Here is a 20856-nt window from a genome sequence, read left to right as displayed (position 1 = left end):
GATTAAGGGTGAAGATATCGGGAGCGCAATGGAATATTGAGAACGTTTCGTCTATCCTTGCTCTTCGCTGTGCTTATCTCAACGGTCAACTTTCAATTTGATGTATTTGCCAAAGTGAGATGCACCCAATATCATCAAGCTGGAACGACAAAACTCTTCACAGCAATTGCCCTAAAAGCAGCACTAAAATTTGAAGTATCAATGAAAAGCGTTCATCTAGATAGCACTTCAATATCAGTAGAAGGAGCCTACAAAAACTGTGAGGGAAACAGCCAGGAAGTTGAGGCAGAATCATCAGATACAGAATCTTCTATGAAAACCATAAAAATCGTTCATGGCTATTCAAGAGATCGAAGACCAGACCTCAAACAATTTATGCTTGCTATGGTCGTAACTGGAGATGAAGACATACCATTATATCTCAAAATAGATGATGGAAATGCCGCTGACAAAAGTGTTTTTGTAGAAAGATTGAAAGAATTTAAAAAACAGTGGACATTTGATGGAATCTGTGTAGCAGACAGTGCCTTATACACAGCAGAAAATTTGTCAGCTTTTGTCTGGAATGAAATGGATAACCAGAGTACCACTAAGCATCAAAGAAGCTCAAAATAAAATCTGCAATATTGAAGATAGTGCCTGGAAAGACTCTGAAATAAAAAGATATAAAATGGCAGTCCAAACAAGTGAGTATGCTGGTATCAAGCAAAGATGGCTAATAATAGAAAGTAAAATCAGAAAACAAGCAGATCTCGAAAAAATAATTAAGCAAGTAGAAAAACAATTAGAATCCGCTAAAGCCAAGCTGTGTAAGCTATCCAAGCAAAAATATGCTTGTATGGCAGATGCAGAAACTGCAATAAAAAAGTTATCAGACTCATGGAAATATCACCAAATAACAGAAATTAAATTCCAAGAAAAGCCAGTTAAAGCAACCAAAAAAGATCTCAAAGAACTCGGTCAAATACAGACAAAAATTTATCAAGTTACAGGTGAAATCGCCGCCGTAAATTCAGCCATTGAAGCAGAAAAAATTAAAGCTGGGAGATTTATATTAGCCACAAATATCTTAGATACTGAAGAATTAAGCAACCCAGAGATATTATCGGAATATAAAGCACAGCAAAGTAATGAGAGAGGATTTAGATTTATCAAAGATCCGTTATTTTTCACTTCGAGCGTATTCGTGAAAAAGCCGGAGCGAGTTGAAGCAATCGGAATGATAATGGGACTGTGTTTGTTAGTATATAACCTGGCGCAAAGGAAATTGAGACAACAATTATTAGCTACCAACGAGCAAGTGAAAAATCAGGTAAAGAAATTAACCGATAGGCCGACAATGCGCTGGATATTTCAGATGTTTCAAGCTGTACATTTAGTAAAAATAAATGGAGAAAAGCAGGTCAGTAATTTAAACCAAGAACGTCAAGATATCTTGCGACATTTAGGAGAGTATTGCTGTAAATACTATTTAATGTTTTTAAGTGGATAACGCTCGACTGGGAGGTGTAGATATTTATGAATAATTTTCATTAATTAGTCAAGATAATTTGTTTTTGGCCTAATTTCTCTTGCTTAAAGAGATGAAAAATATTGATAAACAGCAGTATGAATATATTAGAAAAAGTCAATTATTTCAACTTACTTGTTTTAGGTAAATTTGACAAGCATTTGCAACTCTAAAGCCGCATAAGTTCAACCCAAAAGTTTTTTTGTTTTCCAGTTTTCACAACTGGTAAAAAAATCTAACCCACATCTGCGGAATGTGGGCTACAAACATTTGTCGGTTCAAAAAAAAACTTGCACCTGGCTGTGGACAGCAGTAGACCATTTTAAGCCAGGTATTTTAGGATGGGTTTTAGGCGACCATAGTGCCAAAACTTTTGAACCACTATGGGAGATTGTTAGTAAATGGAAATGCTATTTTTATGTGACAGATGGCTGGAAAGTTTACCCAAATTTTATTCCGGAGGGAGACCAAATTATTAGCAAAACCTATATGACAAGAGTTGAGGGTGAAAATACAAGACTCAGACATTACTTGGCTCGGCTAAAAAGAAAAACTCTTTGTTATTCTAAGTCATCACAAATGCTAGAATATTCAATTAAATTACTAATTCATTATCTGAAATTTGGAGATGTTCCAATTCCCAATCAAAAGCCCAGAAATCATTTTCGGCTCCAATCTCGCATTTTTTCTCGTCTCATACCCTGATTCAGCAACGCCGCATATTTTACCACCAGGCGCTTATTTGCAATCCGTACCCGCAGCAGTGTGGTTGGGAGAGAGTTACCGAGTGCAGGGGGATGTTGGGGCTAGCAAGCGGTGCTGGGAAGTGGCTTGTGAGGGGTGTCAGGAATTGAGGGCGTTTAATCCGGCTGTGGCTGATTGCTGGCTGGGGAGAGCCTTGGTCGGGTTGGGGGATAGGTTGGGAGCGATCGAGGCTTACGAAAGTCCTTTGCGTCAGGAGTTGTTGTATCCGAATCGTGGGGAAGTGGAGAAAATTGTGAAGCGACTCAAAAGTAAGCGGCGGAAGGGTTGTGGGGGTTGAGGGTGATTCTTTTGGGAGAAAATTTGGCTGTAAGTCGAAAAATTCCGAAATTGGGTGTGGGAAACGTCTAAAGGATGTGGGGAAAAAAACGACTTTACTAACTAGAGTCTGCTTCAAAAATCAATAGTTTTTTCGATGCTTTAGCGTCACATAGCGTGTCTTTTTGAGTCATGCAATTCAGGGCGAACGCATCTAAGTTTCATGTTAACAGAATATGGTATAGCCTTTCTCAAAAAGATGAGGTATGCCTGACAGCTTGTATAACCGCTTAAACGTATAGGGCCTTCTTCCCAACAACGTCCGCGAATCTTTCTGAGAACCGCTATATATTGGAGGATAGTTCTTGATTACTCAAAAAATATTTAATTAGAGTTTGCCCTGATAAACTATCCAATGTGAAAACGCTATGACATCTATTCAAGAAACAGCGGAAGGAAAAAGATTAGGAGAAGACCGCGACAAGAAAAAATATTGGAAGCGGTGGGGTTCATATTTGAGCGATCGCCAGTGGGGAACCGTGCGGGAAGATTACGGCCCGGATCAGAATGCTACTTGGGGCTATTTTTCCCACGATCAAGCTCGTTCTCGCACCTATCGTTGGGGTGAAGATGGTATTGCTGGGATCTCTGATAATCACCAGAATGTTTGTTTTGGGATAGCTCTGTGGAATGAAAAAGATGCCATCATCAAAGAACGGCTGTTTGGTCTAACGGGTAACGAAGGCAATCACGGGGAAGATGTCAAAGAATATTACTTTTATACTGACAATACACCGACTCATTCTTTCATGAGTTGTCTATATAAATACCCGCAATCAGCTTTTCCTTACGAGTGGTTAATTAACGAAAATCAAAAGCGGAATTCCGAAAATCCAGGAAGTTTTGAATTCGAGCTAATAGATACTGGTATTTTTAATGACAATCGCTACTTTGATGTTTCTGTCGAGTACGCGAAAAATTCCCCAGAAGATATTCTGATCCAAATTTCTGTCAGTAATCGGGGTAAAGAACAAGCCAAACTACATCTTTTACCGACACTTTGGTTTCGCAATACTTGGTCTTGGGGATATCCCAATCAGAAAAAAGAAGATAAATCCTTAAAAACAGTTAAGTCGGAAGCTAACGTAAGTGTAATAGAAGTTTGGTGTAACGATGGAAATCTAGGAAAAAAATGGCTGTATTGCGAAGCGCCCAAAGAACTCCTATACACAGAAAATGAAACTAATCAAGAAAGATTTGGCTGGGGAAATAATTCTTCCTATGTCAAAGATGGCATTAACGATTACATTCTGTCTTACGGTCAGAAAAAGACAGTAAATCCAGACCAAGTAGGGACAAAAGCATCAGCGCATTACGAATTAACTGTGCTCCCTGGGGAAACAAAAATTGTGCGCCTGCGCCTCAGTGATATAGAAAATCTAGGCTCCCCATTCGGGACTAATTTTGATAATATCTTCCGCCAGCGACAGCAGGAAGCCGATGAATTTTATCAGGCCGTTTGTCCGCATCCGATTTCAGATGATATGCGTTCGGTGCAGCGACAAGCTTTTGCCGGTATGTTGTGGAGCAAGCAATTTTATCATTATGTAGTATACGACTGGCTAAATGGCGATCCAAATCCGCCGAAGCCACCAGAAAGCCGTAAACAGGGCAGAAACAACGAGTGGACTCATTTATTTAGTGAAGATATTATTTCCATGCCCGATAAATGGGAATATCCTTGGTTTGCTGCTTGGGATTTAGCTTTCCATACGATTCCTTTTGTGCTGATAGATCCAGAATTTGCGAAGAAGCAACTATATCTATTTACGCGGGAGTGGTATATGCATCCTAACGGTCAAATGGCAGCTTACGAGTGGAATTTTGGTGATGTGAATCCGCCTGTTCACGCTTGGGCTGCATGGCGTGTTTACAAAATAGAAGAAAAGATGTACGGTCAAGGCGATACAAATTTTCTGGAAGATGTTTTTCAAAAATTATCTCTCTATTTTACCTGGTGGGTTAACCGTAAAGATGCAACAGGGAAAAATATCTTTCAAGGCGGGTTCTTAGGCTTAGACAATATTGGTGCAATTGACCGGAGTAACATTGGAATTGATGGCGTTAGTATAGAGCAGTCAGATGGTACTAGCTGGATGGCGATGTTCTGTCTAAATATGATGAAGATTTCGACGGAACTGGCAAAAAAAGATAAGGATTTGGCGAAAACCTATGAAAAAATGCGCCAAAAATATGAAAAGCTGGCTCTGGATCAAAAAGATGAAGAACTCATCCAAACTTATCAGACACTGATGAGAACATCTGGCAGATCCAACTATGAAGACATGGCATCCAAATATTTTCAGCATTTCTTGTTGATAGCGGATGCGATGAATAAAGTTGGCGGTAAGATAGATATATGGAACGACATTGACAATTTCTACTACGACATCTTGAATGCTCCTGAGGGCAAGGTAGCTGATAGGTATAGTTCAGGAGGAACACTATCAATGAAAGTGCGATCGATGGTAGGGTTAATTCCACTTTTTGCTGTGGAAACAGTTGACAAAGAAATTGTGGATAAATATTTAACTTCCGATTTCAAAGACCGAATGTACTGGTTTGTTAATAATCGCCCCCAGCTTACCACACACAGCAATATAGAGCTGGTTAGCGATGATAAGCATAAAGGCTTGTATTTGTCGTTGGTGAATAAAGAGCGGCTGCAACTTATCTTGCAGAAAATGTTAGACTCAAATGAATTTTTGAGCGATTACGGTATCCGATCTTTGTCAAAATACCACGATAATCATCCTTATGTTTTGTGGGTAGGTGAGACGAAAAATGAGGTAAAATACGCCCCCGCAGAATCTACGACTAAAATGTTTGGCGGGAATTCTAATTGGCGTGGCCCAATTTGGATGCCTGTGAATTTTCTAATTATTGAGTCACTCCAGAAATTTCATTACTATTGGGGAGATGAAATAAAAGTCAAGTGTCCGAACGCCAACGGGCAAATTACAGAGATGAACCTGTGGGAAGTCTCGATGGAGTTATCTCGCCGGGTAACAAGTATCTTTCTTAAAAAACCAGCTCCAAATCCCTCTCAGGATCCATCTCAGCCCTCCTCCTCTAACGATTGGCGACCTGTTAATGGCGGTACTAAAAAATTTCAAACCGACCCGTATTGGCGCGACTTGATTCTTTTCTACGAGTATTTTCATGGAGATAATGGTGCAGGACTTGGTGCCAGCCATCAAACTGGCTGGACTGGGGTAGTGGCAAAACTAATTCAGCAGTGGGGAGAATACCCTGCACAAAATAAGTCGCCAGAACGTTAAATAGGCTGGATAGCGAGTTTTGGCGGGGTAACAACCCCGTCAAGCCAAATTCATCTCAAAAGCTAGGATTGAAAACATGAAATCAAAAAAAATTCACCATGTAGCTATTATTTGCTCTGACTATGAAAAGTCTAAGAATTTTTACACAAATGTACTCAGATTCTCCATAATTAAGGAGACATTTAGAGAACAACGAAATTCTTACAAGCTAGACTTAAAAGTGGGAGATAATGACCAAATAGAACTTTTTTCTTTTCCTAATCCTCCTTCAAGAGTCAATAGTCCTGAAGCTTGTGGACTACGACATCTAGCCTTTGAAGTAGAAAGATTAACAGAATCTGTTGCTTATTTAGAATCACAAGGAATCAGTGTTGAACCAGTGAGAATTGATGAACTAACAGGCAAATCTTTTACTTTTTTCAAAGATCCAGATGACTTACCACTTGAAATCTATGAACAGTAAGATTAGTACGAAAGACCCCGATTTATGAGAGGTTTTTTCGGACACTTTCTCCCAATCATCCCGCTAAATAGTTTCTAAATTCCCATTTTTGGGCTAAGGAGTAACCAATGAGTCAAAGTCAGACAACTGTAACAACTGTCGATTCCGATACTGTCTCCCAAACGACTTATGATGTCGTCATCGTAGGATCTGGTGTTGCTGGAGCTATTGTTGCCAAGCAATTGAGTCAACAAGGAAAAACTGTTTTAATCCTGGAGGCAGGAAAAGCTAAGGATTTTACCATTGCAGGCTTTCAAAGTTACATTGACACCTTCTACAGTGCGACGGTGAAAAACGCTAACGCTCCGTATCCCAAAAATCCCAATGCTCTAAGCCCCACGGATGACGATTGCTATTTTGTAGAAAAAGGCCCTATGAGACTTAGTGGGTCTTATACAAGAGTCGCTGGTGGAACAACGATGCACTGGGAAGCGAAAACCATCCGGATGTTACCGGATGATTTCAACTTACGGACTAAGTACGAACAAGGGTTGGACTGGCCGATTAAGTATGATGATTTGATGCCTTACTACAGTAAAGCAGAGAACGAAATGGGCGTTTCTGGGGACATAGAGGAGCAAGAAGAACTAGGTCTTACATTTGAGCCTGGCTATGTTTTCCCGATGGAAAAAATGCCCCCCTCTTATTTGGATCAAAAAGTTATTGAGAAAGTTAAGGGGACTACAGTAAAACTCGATGGCGAGGATTACGAATTAAAGTTCGGAACTTTTCCTCAAGGTCGCAATGGTGTACCGAATCCTAAATACGATGGGGGTAACCTCTTTGTTCCCGAAGGCGTTAGCAGTACCCATCCGGTTCAGTATGGGGAACGTTGCCAAGGAAACGCCAACTGTGTTCCCATTTGTCCGGCCCAAGCGAAATATGATGCTCGCAGAACTTTAACTACAGCCTTCCAAACCGGTCGGGTTCATTTACTCTGCCAAGCGGTGGCTTTTAAGGTAGAAATAGATCCCGAAAACGGTAGGGTCACTACCATTCACTATAAGTGTTATGAAGACCCCCATTCTCCTCAACACACAATAGGACTCGCCAAGGGTAAATTATTTGTTTTAGCGGCTAATGCGATCGAAAATGCTCGGCTGATGCTCGCTTCTGACCTGCCTAACAGCAGTGGACTGATAGGCCGCTATCTCATGGATCACCCCTTTACGTTAGCTTGGGCTTTGATGCCTGAAGTGACCGGCACTATGCGAGGGCCTATTGTTACATCAGGAATTCCAACCTTTCGTCAAGGCGAGTTTCGTCATAAACAATCTGCCTTCGGGGTAGATATTCACAATGATGGTTGGGGATGGGCAACCGGATCGCCCTCCACTGAAGTCCTTGATGCAATTGACAACAAAAACAAATATGGACAAGAACTGCGCCAGACATTGATTAGTCGGATTTCACGACAACTGCTGCTGGCTTTCATGTGCGAATTACCACCGGAGTACAGTAACCGAGTCACCATCGATTCAAATTACAAAGATCAACTGGGTAATCATCGTCCCGTCATTAACTTTAACCTACCCGACTACAGTATCCGAACCCTTGCCTACACCCGAAAACTCTCTCGTGTAATTTTCCAGCGTTTGGGAGCAGAAGATTATACCCACTACGATCCTTTAGACCCGGCCTATTTTGAATTTGAGGGGGAAGGTTACTTCTACCGAGGGGGAAACCACTTTTCTGGAACTCATATCATGGGAACAACTAAAGAGAACTCGGTTGTTGATTCAGATCTACGTTCTTGGGATCATAATAATCTCTTCCTAGTAGGTGCAGGAAGTATGCCAACGATTGGGAGTTCAAATACAACTTTGACCCTTGCCGCACTGAGTTTTAGGGCTGCAGAAAAGATGCTTGAGGTTTTAAACCCTCCAGCTTTGCAATTAGCCGAGTATTCCTGAAACAATCGAGAACACATTTCCACCAGAGGTATTATGACCACAGACCAAATTACAGACCCGGGTTATGAACTGATTACAGAGGTAGAACATTTGCATTTCTATCTCAAACAAGCCCTGAGGCTAGAACACGCAACCATTCCCCCGTACATCACTGCACTTTACTCCCTCAAACCCGGAACTAATTTAGAGGCTTTCCATATTATTCGAGCGGTGGCTGTAGAAGAAATGCTACACCTAACCCTCGTAGCGAATCTTTTAAATGCGGTGGGAGGAGACATTAAATCCACCTTGACACACCCTGATTTTGTTCCCAAATATCCTGCTTATATACCTACGGGAGCGAGAGATTTTCAAGTGCATTTAAGGAAGTTTTCTCCCGAAACGGTCGAGAACTTTATGCAGATTGAACGAGCAGAAGAAGTTGAGGAAGGCAAGCCATTAGTTGTATCTCGGTTCGTACAAGAAAGAGATCACTTTCTGACGATTCACAATGGTGAGAAGTCCAATACTTTTTACAGTATTGGCTTATTCTATTCAGAGATCATTCGTGGTCTGTTTGCGCTCAACAAAAAGATGGGTTCCGATGAGCTGTTTTGTGGCGATCCTGAGCGACAAATCACCCCAGCATACTACTATAACGGTGGTGGCGACATTATCCCTGTGACGGATCTGCGTTCAGCAATGCGAGCCATGAGAGTGATTCAAGAGCAGGGAGAGGGGTCAAGAGTCCGCACTATCTATGACGCAGAAAGAGAATTGGCTCATTACTATCGTTTTCACCAACTCGTTCCCTCAGACAACAAAGTACAATTGGGCGAAGGGAAATACTATGTGATCGACAAGGATAATCCGGAAAAGTCCGATTCTCCTGGTCAGCCAACGGGTGCGTCTTTTAAGGTAGATTGGGACGCAGTTTATCCGTTGAAGGAGAATGCCAGCCTTAGCGATTATTGTGAAGGCACAGAAGTGTATGCGGCAGCCCAGGAATTCGAGTCTGCCTACCGTATATTCCTCGAAAAGCTTGAAGACGCTTTTAATGGAAATCCTGCAGCTTTGATTCCTGCAGTCGGGGGAATGTTCCGCCTTAAGGAACAAGCTAATAGTCTAATTCGTAATCCTATCCGCGGTATGGATGGGGATCATGCCGCTCCTATCTTCCCAGTAGCTCCTCCCAATAGTGCGCAATATCCAGAGCCAATTGCTAGGGTTACGCCCCAAAATTAGGACATCACCAAACTGGCTAGCTTATCAATAGCAATACTTTTGCTTATCCTCGATTTCTCACCCCTACTTTTCCTCAAAATCTTTGACTGATTTTTAGCACTACGCTCAAAGATTAAGACCTCACAAAACGGGTTCGCTTATCAATAGCAAGATTTGGGCTGGTTCTCGATGACGTAGTGCTAAAACACTTACAACTCACTTGGCACTCTAATTTTTTTTTGAGGTAAACAACTGATGGATATTAATGCACCTGCATCTATAGAGTCTTTTCTCGAGTTCTCAGTGGTTTTAACGGGTTTTCCTCGGTTTTATCTACAGGGAACCGGACAAGCTTCTCTTTACTTTGACACCATTCGGGATATCATTGGGGAAGAGATGTTTGGGGAAGTATTACAAGCCTTTTACGATCTCAATATCCAAGCAAAAAGCAGCAAAGACGAGTCTATCCTGACTAACGGACTTCGTTCTGATATTTTGGGGTCTCAAAAATTAGGACCGATCGTCCGCAATATCATTAAGCTTTGGTATATGTCTACCTGGTATCAACTTCCACAAGAATGGCGGGATGCTTTTGGGTTTAAGATAAATGATAGAACCTTTATTCCCAGCCCGCAAGCCTATCCAGAAGGACTTTTATGGCCTACAATTGGTGTTAACCCACCAGGCGCAAAAGGTCCTGGATATGGGACTTGGAGCGAACCCCCTTCAGTCAGTTTACTAGAGGCTAAAAGTCATTCGGCGTAGGGGGTAATGACCAGGCACTATGCCTCAGTTAACCTCTAAAAATTTCATCTTTGAGTCTGACACAATAGCCCACCCTTTCTAATTTTCACGTTGAACATGAATATTGCTTCTTGGTTTCGTAGACTTTCTACTATTGCCCTGTCGATTCTCCTTAGCTTAACGATTTTTAGTGCTCCCGCTAACGCTTTCGTTACGAAAAATTACCAGACGTTGCGTGAGACTAACGCCTGTGTTAACTGCGATCTATCGGGAGAAATTCTCTCGAATCTAGATTTATATGGCGCAGCACTCGCTGGGGCAAATCTATCCAACGCCAATCTCTCCGGTTCCCTACTCATTGAGGCCAACCTTGAAAAAGCTACTTTAACGGGAGCCAATCTATCCGGCGCTACACTGATGGGTAGCAGGTTGTCCGAGGCTAAGTTAATAGGGGCAGATCTTTCTCATGCAGATTTGTATAATGCCCTCATGAGTAAAGCAGATTTAACGGGGGCAAAATTAACGGAGGCGGATTTAACGTCTGCAATTATTTTGGGTGCAGATTTGTCTAATGCTGTGGTAAAAAGTGCAAAGTTACAAGGAGCAATTCTTTCGGGCTCGAATTTATTTCATGCAGATTTTTCCAGTAGCAAGATGAGAAATACAAAGTTATCAAACGCTACTCTAACGGGCACTAATTTCCAGGCAGCAGATCTGTCGAATTCCCTGATGCCTGACGGGACTACTTATAACGGAAATGTCTCCCGATTTGGGGCTATTCAATGAGATATGAATCCTTAAGGATACTTTTGATGACGAGGCAGAAGAAGATTTTAAAACCTATCTTCGCCAGGGTACCTAAATTTATCCTTTAAGCATTCTCTTTGTCTCATCTCTAACTCTTTGCCGATGTAGGGAAAAAGAATTTCAGTAACTCTACTTCACCGACTAGGAATCTTAAGTCATGTTGACCAAAAATGAGCGCAAGATGAAAAAATATCCAATTTTCGAGCAAATGAGAGCTATTCGTCATGTATCCGTGCTGTTAGTTGTCTTTCTTCTTGGGATAACTAGCTTAACGCTTCCCGCCACTGCTGCTACTACAAGCGGAAACAATTCGAGCCTGGTGTCTCTGGTTACCCCTACAAATCCTGCGCGCTTAGACCCAACATTCGATCCCCTCAAAGTGAAGTTGGGCATTACGCCAACAGGTTGGAGTAATAGTGACGATCGTTCGATCGATCTTACCCCTCCGATCCCTTACCAGCAGATTCTCAGTGAAATAGCGCTATCTGGGTTCGTAGGGACGCAAATGTCACCTGCATATCCCAAATATCCCGACCAGAAAGACCTTTTAAAAAGCGAGTTAGCACTTCGTAAAGTGGAAATTTCTGAACCTTGGGTCGGAACTTATTTTACTCAGGAAGGGCAGGGGCAAGAAACTGTTGACGAATTCAATAGACAAGTAGCATTCATGAAGGAGATGGGTGGTACAAAGATTGTGGTAGCTGAATTGGGGGGTGCTGTTCATCAACAAGTCCCAGGTGTGGATCCTTTAACTAACAGACCGCATTTTACTGACGAGCAATGGTCGAAGTTATTAATAGGGCTGAATGACCTTGGTGCAAGAGCTACGGCCGAAGGTATGGAGTTGGTCTATCATCCCCATATTGGTACGGGAGTAGAAAACTTAGCTGATATCGATCGCTTAATGAGCGGTACCGACAAAACTGTTAAGCTGCTGCTTGATACGGGTCATTTGTACTACGCAGGAGTCGATCCGCTGAAAGTTACTCAAACATATGTCGATCGCATCGAACACGTTCACTTGAAAAATATTCGTCAATCAGTTTTAGACGAATCTAAAAAAACGGGTCGTAGCTTTTTAGATTCCATCCGCGCAGGGATATTTACCGTTCCGGGAGATTCTAACGGCGCAATTAAATTTCAGCCAATTTTACAAGAGCTTGCTAAAGCTAACTATAAAGGATGGTTGATGGTGGAGGCAGAACAAGACCCTAATACCACTAATCCTTTGGAAGATGCGAAAATGGCTCGCAACTATCTACGCCAAGTGACTGGTTTGTAGCAGCAAAAACAGAACCCAGACCTTAACGAAGTAGGTCTGGGTTGTTCTCTGGTAAAAATCTATAGTTTCTCAATGGAGTTTAGCTTTGAATAACGATAAAGACCAGATCAGACAGGTTTTTGAAGAAGTCTATGCAGCAAATGTTAGGGCACGCGACCTAGAGGGTTATGGAAAGATGTACACCAACGATGCTCTCTGGATGCCACCCGATCAAGCCGATCGGATCGGAATTCCTGAGATTGTTGAAGGCTTTGCCGCTCAGATCGCTAACCAAGATATCGATCCAACCTTTATCGCTGAAGAAATTGAAGTGATGGGCGATTTTGGTTATGTAGTCGGTACATCTCACGCCACCATTTACCCGATAGATGGCAGTCCATCTAAGGAAGTCAAATTTCGAGCATTATGGTTAATGAAAAAAGAGGAAGAAATCTGGAAAATCGATCGCCAGATTTGGAATGTAAAGCCTTTGTAAGGCTAAGCTTTACCTAAAAAAGTTAGCGGTAGAGTGTCGGAGCGCCTTTAGTAAAAAGTTAAGAATCAATAATGATTCTTTTTTTTAAACGCGCCATGATTATTGAATGATATATACAACACGAAGGAATCCTAACATGAGTGACGAAATGCTTGTTCCAACGGATATCTATCTTAGCTTTTTCATGTTTACAACTAATCTGAAACCTCATGACTCGGAGTATACAAAAGTTGTAATCCAGCACATAAAAAAGCTGAAGGAACTCGGTTACACTGGGTTTGAGTTTCCGATCGCGCCAGGGAAGCCTGAAGATTACCTACAAGAAATTGAGAATTACACCAACCTGCGTTGTGCTATGGACAATGAAGGATGGAGTGATGTACCAATTGCAACAAACGTCGGTACTACTCAGAGATTCGATCCGAGTTCAGATTCCCCAGAGGTACGGCAAGAAGCCTTGGAGTATCTTAAGGCTCGGGTTGACATCACTGCGGCGCTACGGGGTGAAATTATGATGGGTCCGCTAATTGTACCTTACGGATACTCCAACTCCACTACATCCCTCTGGAGTGACGCACTCCAAGATGAGCTTGCAGTTCGCTATACTAACGCGCAACCGATCCTACAAAAGTTAGGTGAATATGCAGAGCTGAAAAAAGTCAAAGTGGCGATCGAGCCAATAACTCACTGGGAAACTCCAGGTCCTAACAAGTTATCACAATTAATTGAGTTTCTTAAGAAAGTTGACAGCAAACAAGTTGGTGTTGTGATCGATAGTGCTCACGAAATACTTGATGGTGACGGACCTGAGATTTTTGAAGAACAAGTAAAATGGCTTGCAGGTGAGGGGCGGCTTCATTACGTCCAAGTTTCTCCTCCGGATCGAGGTGCTGTGCATACAAGTTGGATTCCTTGGGAGTCTTTGTTTAAACCTATTCTCCAAGTCTATAAGGGGCCGATGGCGATCGAGATTTTTAATGCTATCCCAGACTTTCATGAGTCCCTTCGTCTGACTCGACGCAAGTTTTGGATACCTGGAGAAGATCCTGGGAATCAATACCCAAGTGCCTACGACATTGCCAGAGATGCGATCGAAATCACTCGAGACAAATTAAATCAAATAACCTCCACACAGTAGAAATAGAACTGTTATACAAATTTGAATATAACAGTTCTATTTCGGCGCAATTGAACTTTTGAGATAACTGAGCAGGATAGGAAGCTAAAGTTTTCTAAATCAACAAGCAGGTTTTTCAGAAGTTATAAATTCACAAAACGCTAAAAGTAAGGAGTTAGATATGACTGATATCAGCGCAAAAATTGCCAAGATTGACGAAATTGTTACCAGTCTTGATAAGTTTGAAGTTGAGGACTTATTAGATGAAATACAAGGCAACATCCTCAAATCTCACGGACGCAACCATGCTGTTCATTTGTTTTTGAAATTTACCTGCGACGAAGTAACTGCAAAGCAATGGATTAGCTCTTTTGCTCACAAATATGTCACCTCAGCATTAGCGCAAGCTGAGGAGACGAAACTTTATCGCCAGAATAAAGATGTACCAGGTAAAATATTTGCTAACTTCTTTTTGACATATCCGGGTTATGTATATTTAGGGTATGAAAATGACCAGGTACCTGATGGTAAATCATTCCAAAAAGGGATGAAACATCCCGATATTCAGGAAGAACTAGGCGATGATGTCAACCAATGGGAACAAGGTTTTAAAAATGAAATTCATGCTCTTATCTTAATTGCATCTGATAAAATAGCAGGTTCAAGAAGTAAAGAAGCAAAACTGTTAGAACGGAAGAATCAGAATCTGCTGCGTAAGCAGCCTGCTCTATTAACGGAAAAAGCAGAGAAAATAAGACAACAGCTAAATGGAATTGCCGAAATTGTTCACGAAGAAATAGGTTACGTTCTCAGAAGTCCTGATACTGGAGCAGAAGTCGAGCATTTTGGATTTCGAGATGGAGTCAGTCAACCGTTGTTCTTTAAGCGAGATATTGACCAGGAAAGAGAAAATAGCGACTTTTCCAAATGGGACCCTCGCGCCCCCCTCAGCTTGGTTTTGCACAAAGACCCTTTGGGTAAAAAAGAAGAGAGTTATGGCAGCTTTTTTGTCTACCGCAAACTAGAACAAAACGTTAAAGCTTGGGAGCAAGATATTAACAACTTGGCCCAGAAGCTCAAAGGTTCTGAACCAGCAGATCCAAGTTTAGCAGGAGCATACACTATGGGACGTTTTCAGGATGGAACACCAGTTGTCCTGCAAAAGACTTTAAGCCGTAAGAAACCTGAAGAGAACAACTTCAACTATATAGATGATCTGCAAGGTTTCAAGTGCCCCTTCCAAGCCCACGCTCGCAAGGTTAATCCTCGTGGCGATATAGAGAGGCTAGCCACACCCGACGTTTCTCTAGAAAAGGAGAAGATGAATCGTATCGTGCGTCGGGGAATTAACTATGGGTCTCTCCCCAGCGAAAATCCTGAAAAGGATGCTGGACTGCTGTTTATGTGCTTCCAAGCTAATTTAGAGAATCAGTTCAACTTAATGCAGAACAAATGGGCTAAAAACCCTAACTTTGTCAAGGAAAAAACAGGCACAGATGTCGTTATTGGTGTTGAAAAGAGAGATGAGCAAGGAAAAGATGTCAAAGAGACATATAAGTGGCCAACTAAGTGGGGCGAGTCAGAGCAGACGGAAGTTGACTTTAGTCATTGGGTAACAATGAAAGGCGGCGAATATTTTTTTGCTCCCAGCATGAGTTTCCTCAAGTCTTTTGCTCCTGCTCCCTGCTGCGATATCGTATTTCGGGGAGTCCCTAAAGAAGAGATCCAAGCTGCTCAGAACATGATTGTTGAACTCAGGAATTACCAGCAACAGAACTGGTCAATTGGTCTAAATGGTGATACCCTTCAGCCCGATAAATTTCTTGCCTTCTTCAACCAGCGAAACCTCTCATTCAAGTTTTATCTTCTAAACCAATTTCCGCTTGGCGACTCCGGTGCCTACGATGAGAACATTACAACACTCAATCAATACGTCGATGATATACGCAGCCAGGAGATTGAGGCAAGCGAATATAAAATCGCTGAACTTGAGGAATATAGAGAATTGGACTGGTCAATTCTTTCACAAACAGATACCTTTAAGCCGGATAGATTTGTTAGTTTTTTTGGAGAACGAGAGCTACCATTCAAGTTTGTTGTAGATAGTGGCAATATTGTGTTGGACGATGAATCTTCCTATGAAGAGAACATCAAAACTTTGACAGACTACATTAGTTCGCTACATCAGTAATTAGGTTATAATGCAGTGACAATCACTCTGAACGCTCGTGGGTTCAGGCTTTCCACTTTATTAAAAATCACTCAATGTTGTACAATTTTGAGTAAAATAGTTTGACAACATTGAGCGCAACTGAGAGCCTGACATTACTGAGCAGGAAATAGAACTAGAGTTTCCTAAATCAAGCAAGTTTTCAGAATTTCGGAAAATTCGACCAAAGGCAACTATGATACTCAACAAATCAATTAAAAAAACCACGCTGATCTCGTTTTTTCTGTTTTTGATCTTAACTGCAACTTTTACCATCTGTGGAGGCAAGCAGGCGATCGCATCTCCCCTAGTCGGTTCTAAAGAAGAAATGGGAGAATGGGAAACCATCCCAATGGGTCCTCCCGAAAGCTGGATGCAGTCTGTTCATACCGTACTCCTTCCCAATGGAAAGGTTTTGAGCGTTAACGGCAGCAGCTTTAGGAACACCCTAGCTAAGAATGACAAAGGGGAATATGTCTTTATAGAAGGAGTGGGAGCAGGAGACTATGATAGCATTAATAATGCCTCCCTTTTCGATCCTAAAACCAAGCAATTAGAGCGCATTGCTTCTCCACCTGCAATGCAATATACGGAGAGCAACGATTTATTTTGTGCTGGTCATTTGCAACTAGACGATGGCAACGTCCTTTTTATTAGTGGAACTGGACGCTATTACCCTGGCGGACGATTTACAGGATCGAGGCAAGCCAATATTTATAATTGGAAAACAGGCGAGTGGTCGCCTGCCGGGCAACTAAAAGATGGGCGTTGGTATCCAACTTTAGTGTCCCTAGCCGATGGCAAAATCGTAATTTTTTCGGGTCTAAAACTTAATGCCCCCAACCAAATTAACCCCAGTATTGAAATCTACGACCCAAAAAGTGGAATATTTCACTACATCGACCTTACAGAAATCGAGAACAGTCCCTTCAACACCTACGTCGAAAGGGCTGATAGTTACGATAGCATTGACCTCTATCCTAGAGTTTTTCCAACTGCTGACGGTAGACTTTTGATTACTGGGGATGAAGCTGGTATTGGTAATGTTTTAGTTCAAAGTAAAAGCAAGAAAAGCTATTTAATGTCCGTCCATGAAGACGAAGTGGGTAAATTATCTGTCAGCTTTGAAGTTGGCCCAGAAAGATTTGAAACTTCTAAAGCTTACGGAACAGCCATTCAAGTTCCCAACTCGGAAGATGTATTACTAATCGCTGGGATGATTGGTACCAATGATATTAATTTTGGACGTGGGGGTAAAACAGATAACTATCCAGGAGCTAAAGTTGCCTCTAGTTTACAGCGTTGGGTGTCTCCCGAACAAAGCAAAGAAAAAAACGGCAAGTGGGAAACTGTAGAGAAGTTTCTAGACAAACCTCGCGCCAATGTGGAAGCAGTGATTCTGCCCAGCAAGGAAATTTTAGTAGCCAATGGTGGGGAATATCCAGAATACAAGCCTATCTATGAGCCTCTACTCATGATTCCTAATTCCAAGGCTCCAGGAGGCTACAGCATCAAGTCAATGAATTTAGCCAGACTACCCAGACTTTATCATAATGGAGCTATCTTGTTACCAGATGCTCGTGTTTTAACGATTGGTGGTAATGCTAATCGGGTAGCACGGGAAAAAAATGGAACTCTTCACGTTGACATTGGGCGAGATGCTGCAAACAACTACATCCTAGCAGAGCTAACCGACAAATTAGGTCAGCCTAAAGAGTTTAGCCTGGAAAAGTATTACGAATTTCCTCAAAGTTTTTTTGCTAAGGGTGACACAGAACCCTTTGTACCTGCTGAAATTTGGCAAGCTGAAATTTTTAGTCCCCCCTACCTATTCAAACCTGGTCCTCGACCTGAAATTGTAGAAGCTCCTAGCATTCTCAAATATAGTCAATTGGACAAGATATCAGTCAAGGATGCTACCCAAAACGGTTCTTTAGTCTTGATAAAACTGGGTGCAGAAACTCATTCTTTCGATTTGGGGCAGCGATTGGTTGAGTTGCCGATTGAAAAAATAGCTCTGGGGGAGCAGTCTGAAATCAACTTTAAAGCACCAACAAACCCCCATCTTTACCCGCCCGGGTACTACATGATATTCTACCTCAATGATGTAGGCAAACCTTCCCACGCCAAGATGGTGAAGCTAGAAGCTACTGCTTAAAAACATTAGAGCTTACGTTCGACGAGGCTAGAAATCGGATTTCTTTACGTAAGCTCTAAACCAATACCGTTTACTTAAGACCACCCTGGGGGAAAACCCTATGAAAAATAGATACGGAGATTGCTTCGTACCTCGCAATGACCATCTTAAGTAAACCGTATTGAGCTCTAAACATCCTCAAAATTTGTTATCTATTGCGACATCAGCATCGCAGCAACAGTCCGCTCTAAACTCTAGAATAATGGAGTCAATACAATGACACTAACAGACAAAGATTTGCAAAGCCTACCTGGAAATGGCGAAGGTATTGACCCAGATAATCCGGGTAAATATAAAGAATTGCTTGAAGATTTACAGGGCAACATTCTCAACTCTCACGGACGAGATTATAGCGTGTATCTGTTTTTGCAATTCAAGCTAGAGCAAACAGATATGGCAAAGCAGTGGATTCGAGATTTCGCCCAGAAGTATGTAAAATCTGCTAGCCAGCAGGCAGATAGCGCACGTCGGTATAGAGAAGCTCGCATCAATGGCGGTGTATTTAGCAACTTCTTTTTATCACGTAAGGGTTATGAGTATCTGCAAATTCCTCCAGCCAAAATCCCTAGCGATCAACCTTTTCGTTTCGGTATGAAAAATTCTGCTATTCAGAATTCCTTAGGCGATCCATCTTTTAAGGAATGGGAACTAGGGTATCAAGCCGACATTCATGCCTTAGTAATAATGGCAGATGATAGTTTAGTAGACTTACTACAAACAGTTAACAAAGCGATGCAACAAATGCGTCATGTTGCCGAAATTGTTAACCGACAAGATGGTTTTATTCTCAGAAATTCTCGAGGACAATTTGTTGAACATTTTGGCTTTGTTGATAATATCAGTCAACCTTTATTTCTAAAACGGGAAATTGAATTAACAAAAGAAAAGGGGTATGACTTCACAAAATGGGATCCTAGAGCATCTCTCGATCTGATTTTAGTTAAAGACCGCAACGGTAAAACAGAAGACAGTTACGGCAGTTATTTAGTCTTTCGCCACCTAGAACAAAATGTCAAAGGATTTCGTGAAGACCAGCGACAGCTAGCTAACAAACTAAATATAACTGACGATCTAGCTGGTGCGATGGTTGTCGGTCGGTTCTTCGATGGAACGCCACTCACTCTTGAAGATCAACCTCTGTATGCAAACCCGATACGACCGTTGGATACCCTCAACGACTTCGATTACAGTGATGATACACAAGGAACAAAGTGTCCTTTTCACTCTCACCTCCGTAAAAGTAACCCGCGAGGAGATACAGGACGTGTAGTATCTTCGGTTAGTTACGAAGATTCATTACAATTAGAAAGGCGGCATCGCATCGCTCGTCGTGGCGTTAGTTATGGAGAAAATGACCTTACAAAGGAACCTGAAACAGGGTCAGGATTGCTATTTTTGTGTTTTCAAGCTAATATTGAAAATCAATTCAATTTTATCCAAGCAGCATGGTCTAATCAAAAAAACTTCTGCCAAATCAATGTGGGACCCGATCCGCTAATTGGTCAACCCATAGGAACTCAGAACTGGCCGAAAAAGTGGGGGGAATCGGAAACCGAACAATATGACTTTAGCCTGTGGGTTACTCTGAAAGGCGGTGAATACTTTTTTGCTCCTAGTATCAGCTTTATCACAACTATAGGACTTACGTAAAGTTTCTATTTTTAGGGCGTGTTAGCGGAGCCTAAGCCGGGTTATCTGCCATATAAACAGGCAGATTTTGAATCTTTAAGTTACGCGCTCGCCCCCAGAATAAATTCAGCGAATAGTGAAAAAAAAATAGAGATAGTTTGGTTTCAAAATTATTCTCAATTAGAGAATTTGAGCTAAATACAAAAAAAGGAGTTAGCGGGACTTAAACAGAAAATACGATGAAAATAGGTTATAATAGTTACAGAGCAAGCATATAACGTTAAAAAATGATCCATGAAAGAGACAACCCCTGCCGCGATGCCCCCCTGCTTCGATAGATGGTGTCAAAGATTTGACGATATTTTTGGTCATCTTGCCCAAAAACGAGAGTTTAGGAACTATTTAGGGGGATTATTGGGAGAAAGCGAACGAAAAAACCTGTCACAGATGGCAGAAAACGCTGTCGGAGTAACTTACCACAAATTACATCATTTTTTAACAACAGCGCCTTGGTCATTCAATAGACATCTCCAAAATAGTAACGTTTTGTAGTACAATAAGATCATAAAGCTTTTTTGACACAGAAACATGAGCGACATAATAAATCGGGAGCATCCCGGTTTTGTAAATATCCGAATAACAATAGTCCGGAAAGTTTTCAATGACCAACGGTAGAATGCGGGTTCTGGGTTCCAGCCTCTGTGAAATATTAACGGTAGAATGAGGCTTTGGGTCGCTGCTCAAAAAACAGTCCGAGGTATTGGAATAAGTGTAAAATAGTTAAGGAATGAAAATTTAATAACTTCATCATCTACTCATTTGTCGGAACAGCACGGTAATTCCATTTTGGCAAATATTCATCAAAAATAATTTTCATTGTATTCTTAAATCCATCTGCTACTTTTCT

At 41.6% G+C, this 20856-nt stretch carries 13 protein-coding genes and 3 pseudogenes; all 16 read left to right on the top strand.

Annotated elements, in window-relative coordinates; genetic code table 11:
- The first annotated feature begins 69 nt into the window (after nucleotides 1-69).
- A pseudogene (locus QZ938_RS30140) lies at nucleotides 70-1492 on the top strand (IS1634 family transposase).
- 278 nt (nucleotides 1493-1770) lie between these two features.
- A pseudogene (locus QZ938_RS30135) lies at nucleotides 1771-2215 on the top strand (IS1 family transposase); the annotation flags it as partial.
- Complete coding sequence (locus QZ938_RS30130; protein WP_293355647.1) at nucleotides 2139-2552, top strand: hypothetical protein; 414 nt, start codon at nucleotides 2139-2141, stop codon at nucleotides 2550-2552. The pseudogene QZ938_RS30135 and the gene QZ938_RS30130, both read left to right, overlap by 77 nt.
- Nucleotides 2553-2958: 406 nt before the next feature.
- Nucleotides 2959-5871, top strand: a complete 2913-nt coding sequence (locus tag QZ938_RS30125; RefSeq protein WP_293355644.1) for a glucosidase — start codon at nucleotides 2959-2961, stop codon at nucleotides 5869-5871.
- Between the two features lie 76 nt (nucleotides 5872-5947).
- On the top strand, nucleotides 5948-6334 hold the full coding sequence (locus tag QZ938_RS30120; protein WP_293355641.1) for a VOC family protein: 387 nt from the start codon (nucleotides 5948-5950) through the stop codon (nucleotides 6332-6334).
- A 107-nt stretch (nucleotides 6335-6441) separates the two neighbouring features.
- Nucleotides 6442-8286, top strand: a complete 1845-nt coding sequence (locus tag QZ938_RS30115; protein ID WP_293355638.1) for a GMC family oxidoreductase — start codon at nucleotides 6442-6444, stop codon at nucleotides 8284-8286.
- Between the two features lie 33 nt (nucleotides 8287-8319).
- Nucleotides 8320-9510, top strand: coding sequence for a ferritin-like protein (locus tag QZ938_RS30110; RefSeq protein WP_293355635.1), 1191 nt, complete (start codon nucleotides 8320-8322; stop codon nucleotides 9508-9510).
- Between the two features lie 234 nt (nucleotides 9511-9744).
- Nucleotides 9745-10254 carry a hypothetical protein gene (locus tag QZ938_RS30105; RefSeq protein ID WP_293355632.1) on the top strand — a complete coding sequence of 170 codons (510 nt, stop codon included), beginning with the start codon at nucleotides 9745-9747 and terminating at the stop codon, nucleotides 10252-10254.
- Between the two features lie 96 nt (nucleotides 10255-10350).
- Nucleotides 10351-11019: a pentapeptide repeat-containing protein gene (locus tag QZ938_RS30100; RefSeq protein ID WP_293355629.1), complete on the top strand. Its 669-nt coding sequence runs from the start codon at nucleotides 10351-10353 to the stop codon at nucleotides 11017-11019.
- A gap of 202 nt (nucleotides 11020-11221) precedes the next feature.
- Nucleotides 11222-12322, top strand: a complete 1101-nt coding sequence (gene iolE / locus QZ938_RS30095) for a myo-inosose-2 dehydratase (RefSeq protein WP_293355626.1) — start codon at nucleotides 11222-11224, stop codon at nucleotides 12320-12322.
- Nucleotides 12323-12407: 85 nt separating this feature from the next.
- The gene (locus tag QZ938_RS30090) at nucleotides 12408-12797 is read left to right on the top strand and encodes an SgcJ/EcaC family oxidoreductase (protein WP_293355623.1); all 390 of its coding nucleotides are present in this window, start codon (nucleotides 12408-12410) and stop codon (nucleotides 12795-12797) included.
- Between the two features lie 136 nt (nucleotides 12798-12933).
- Entirely contained in the window at nucleotides 12934-13935 is a 1002-nt protein-coding gene (locus tag QZ938_RS30085; RefSeq protein ID WP_293355620.1) for a sugar phosphate isomerase/epimerase family protein, read from the top strand.
- 160 nt (nucleotides 13936-14095) lie between these two features.
- A complete protein-coding gene (locus tag QZ938_RS30080) occupies nucleotides 14096-16105 on the top strand; it encodes a Dyp-type peroxidase domain-containing protein (protein ID WP_293355617.1) in 2010 nt (669 codons plus the stop codon).
- Between the two features lie 214 nt (nucleotides 16106-16319).
- Nucleotides 16320-18281, top strand: coding sequence for a galactose oxidase early set domain-containing protein (locus QZ938_RS30075; protein ID WP_293355614.1), 1962 nt, complete (start codon nucleotides 16320-16322; stop codon nucleotides 18279-18281).
- Nucleotides 18282-18536: 255 nt separating this feature from the next.
- On the top strand, nucleotides 18537-19970 hold the full coding sequence (locus tag QZ938_RS30070) for a Dyp-type peroxidase (RefSeq protein WP_293355611.1): 1434 nt from the start codon (nucleotides 18537-18539) through the stop codon (nucleotides 19968-19970).
- A 273-nt stretch (nucleotides 19971-20243) separates the two neighbouring features.
- Nucleotides 20244-20465: pseudogene (locus QZ938_RS30065) on the top strand (transposase); the annotation flags it as partial.
- Between the last annotated feature and the right edge of the window lie 391 nt (nucleotides 20466-20856).

The sequence above is a fragment of the Microcoleus sp. CAWBG27 genome (assembly GCF_020883145.1).
GTDB lineage: Bacteria > Cyanobacteriota > Cyanobacteriia > Cyanobacteriales > Microcoleaceae > Microcoleus.
Note: the sequence above shows the minus strand (reverse complement) of the source record. Positions and strands in the feature narration are given on the sequence as shown.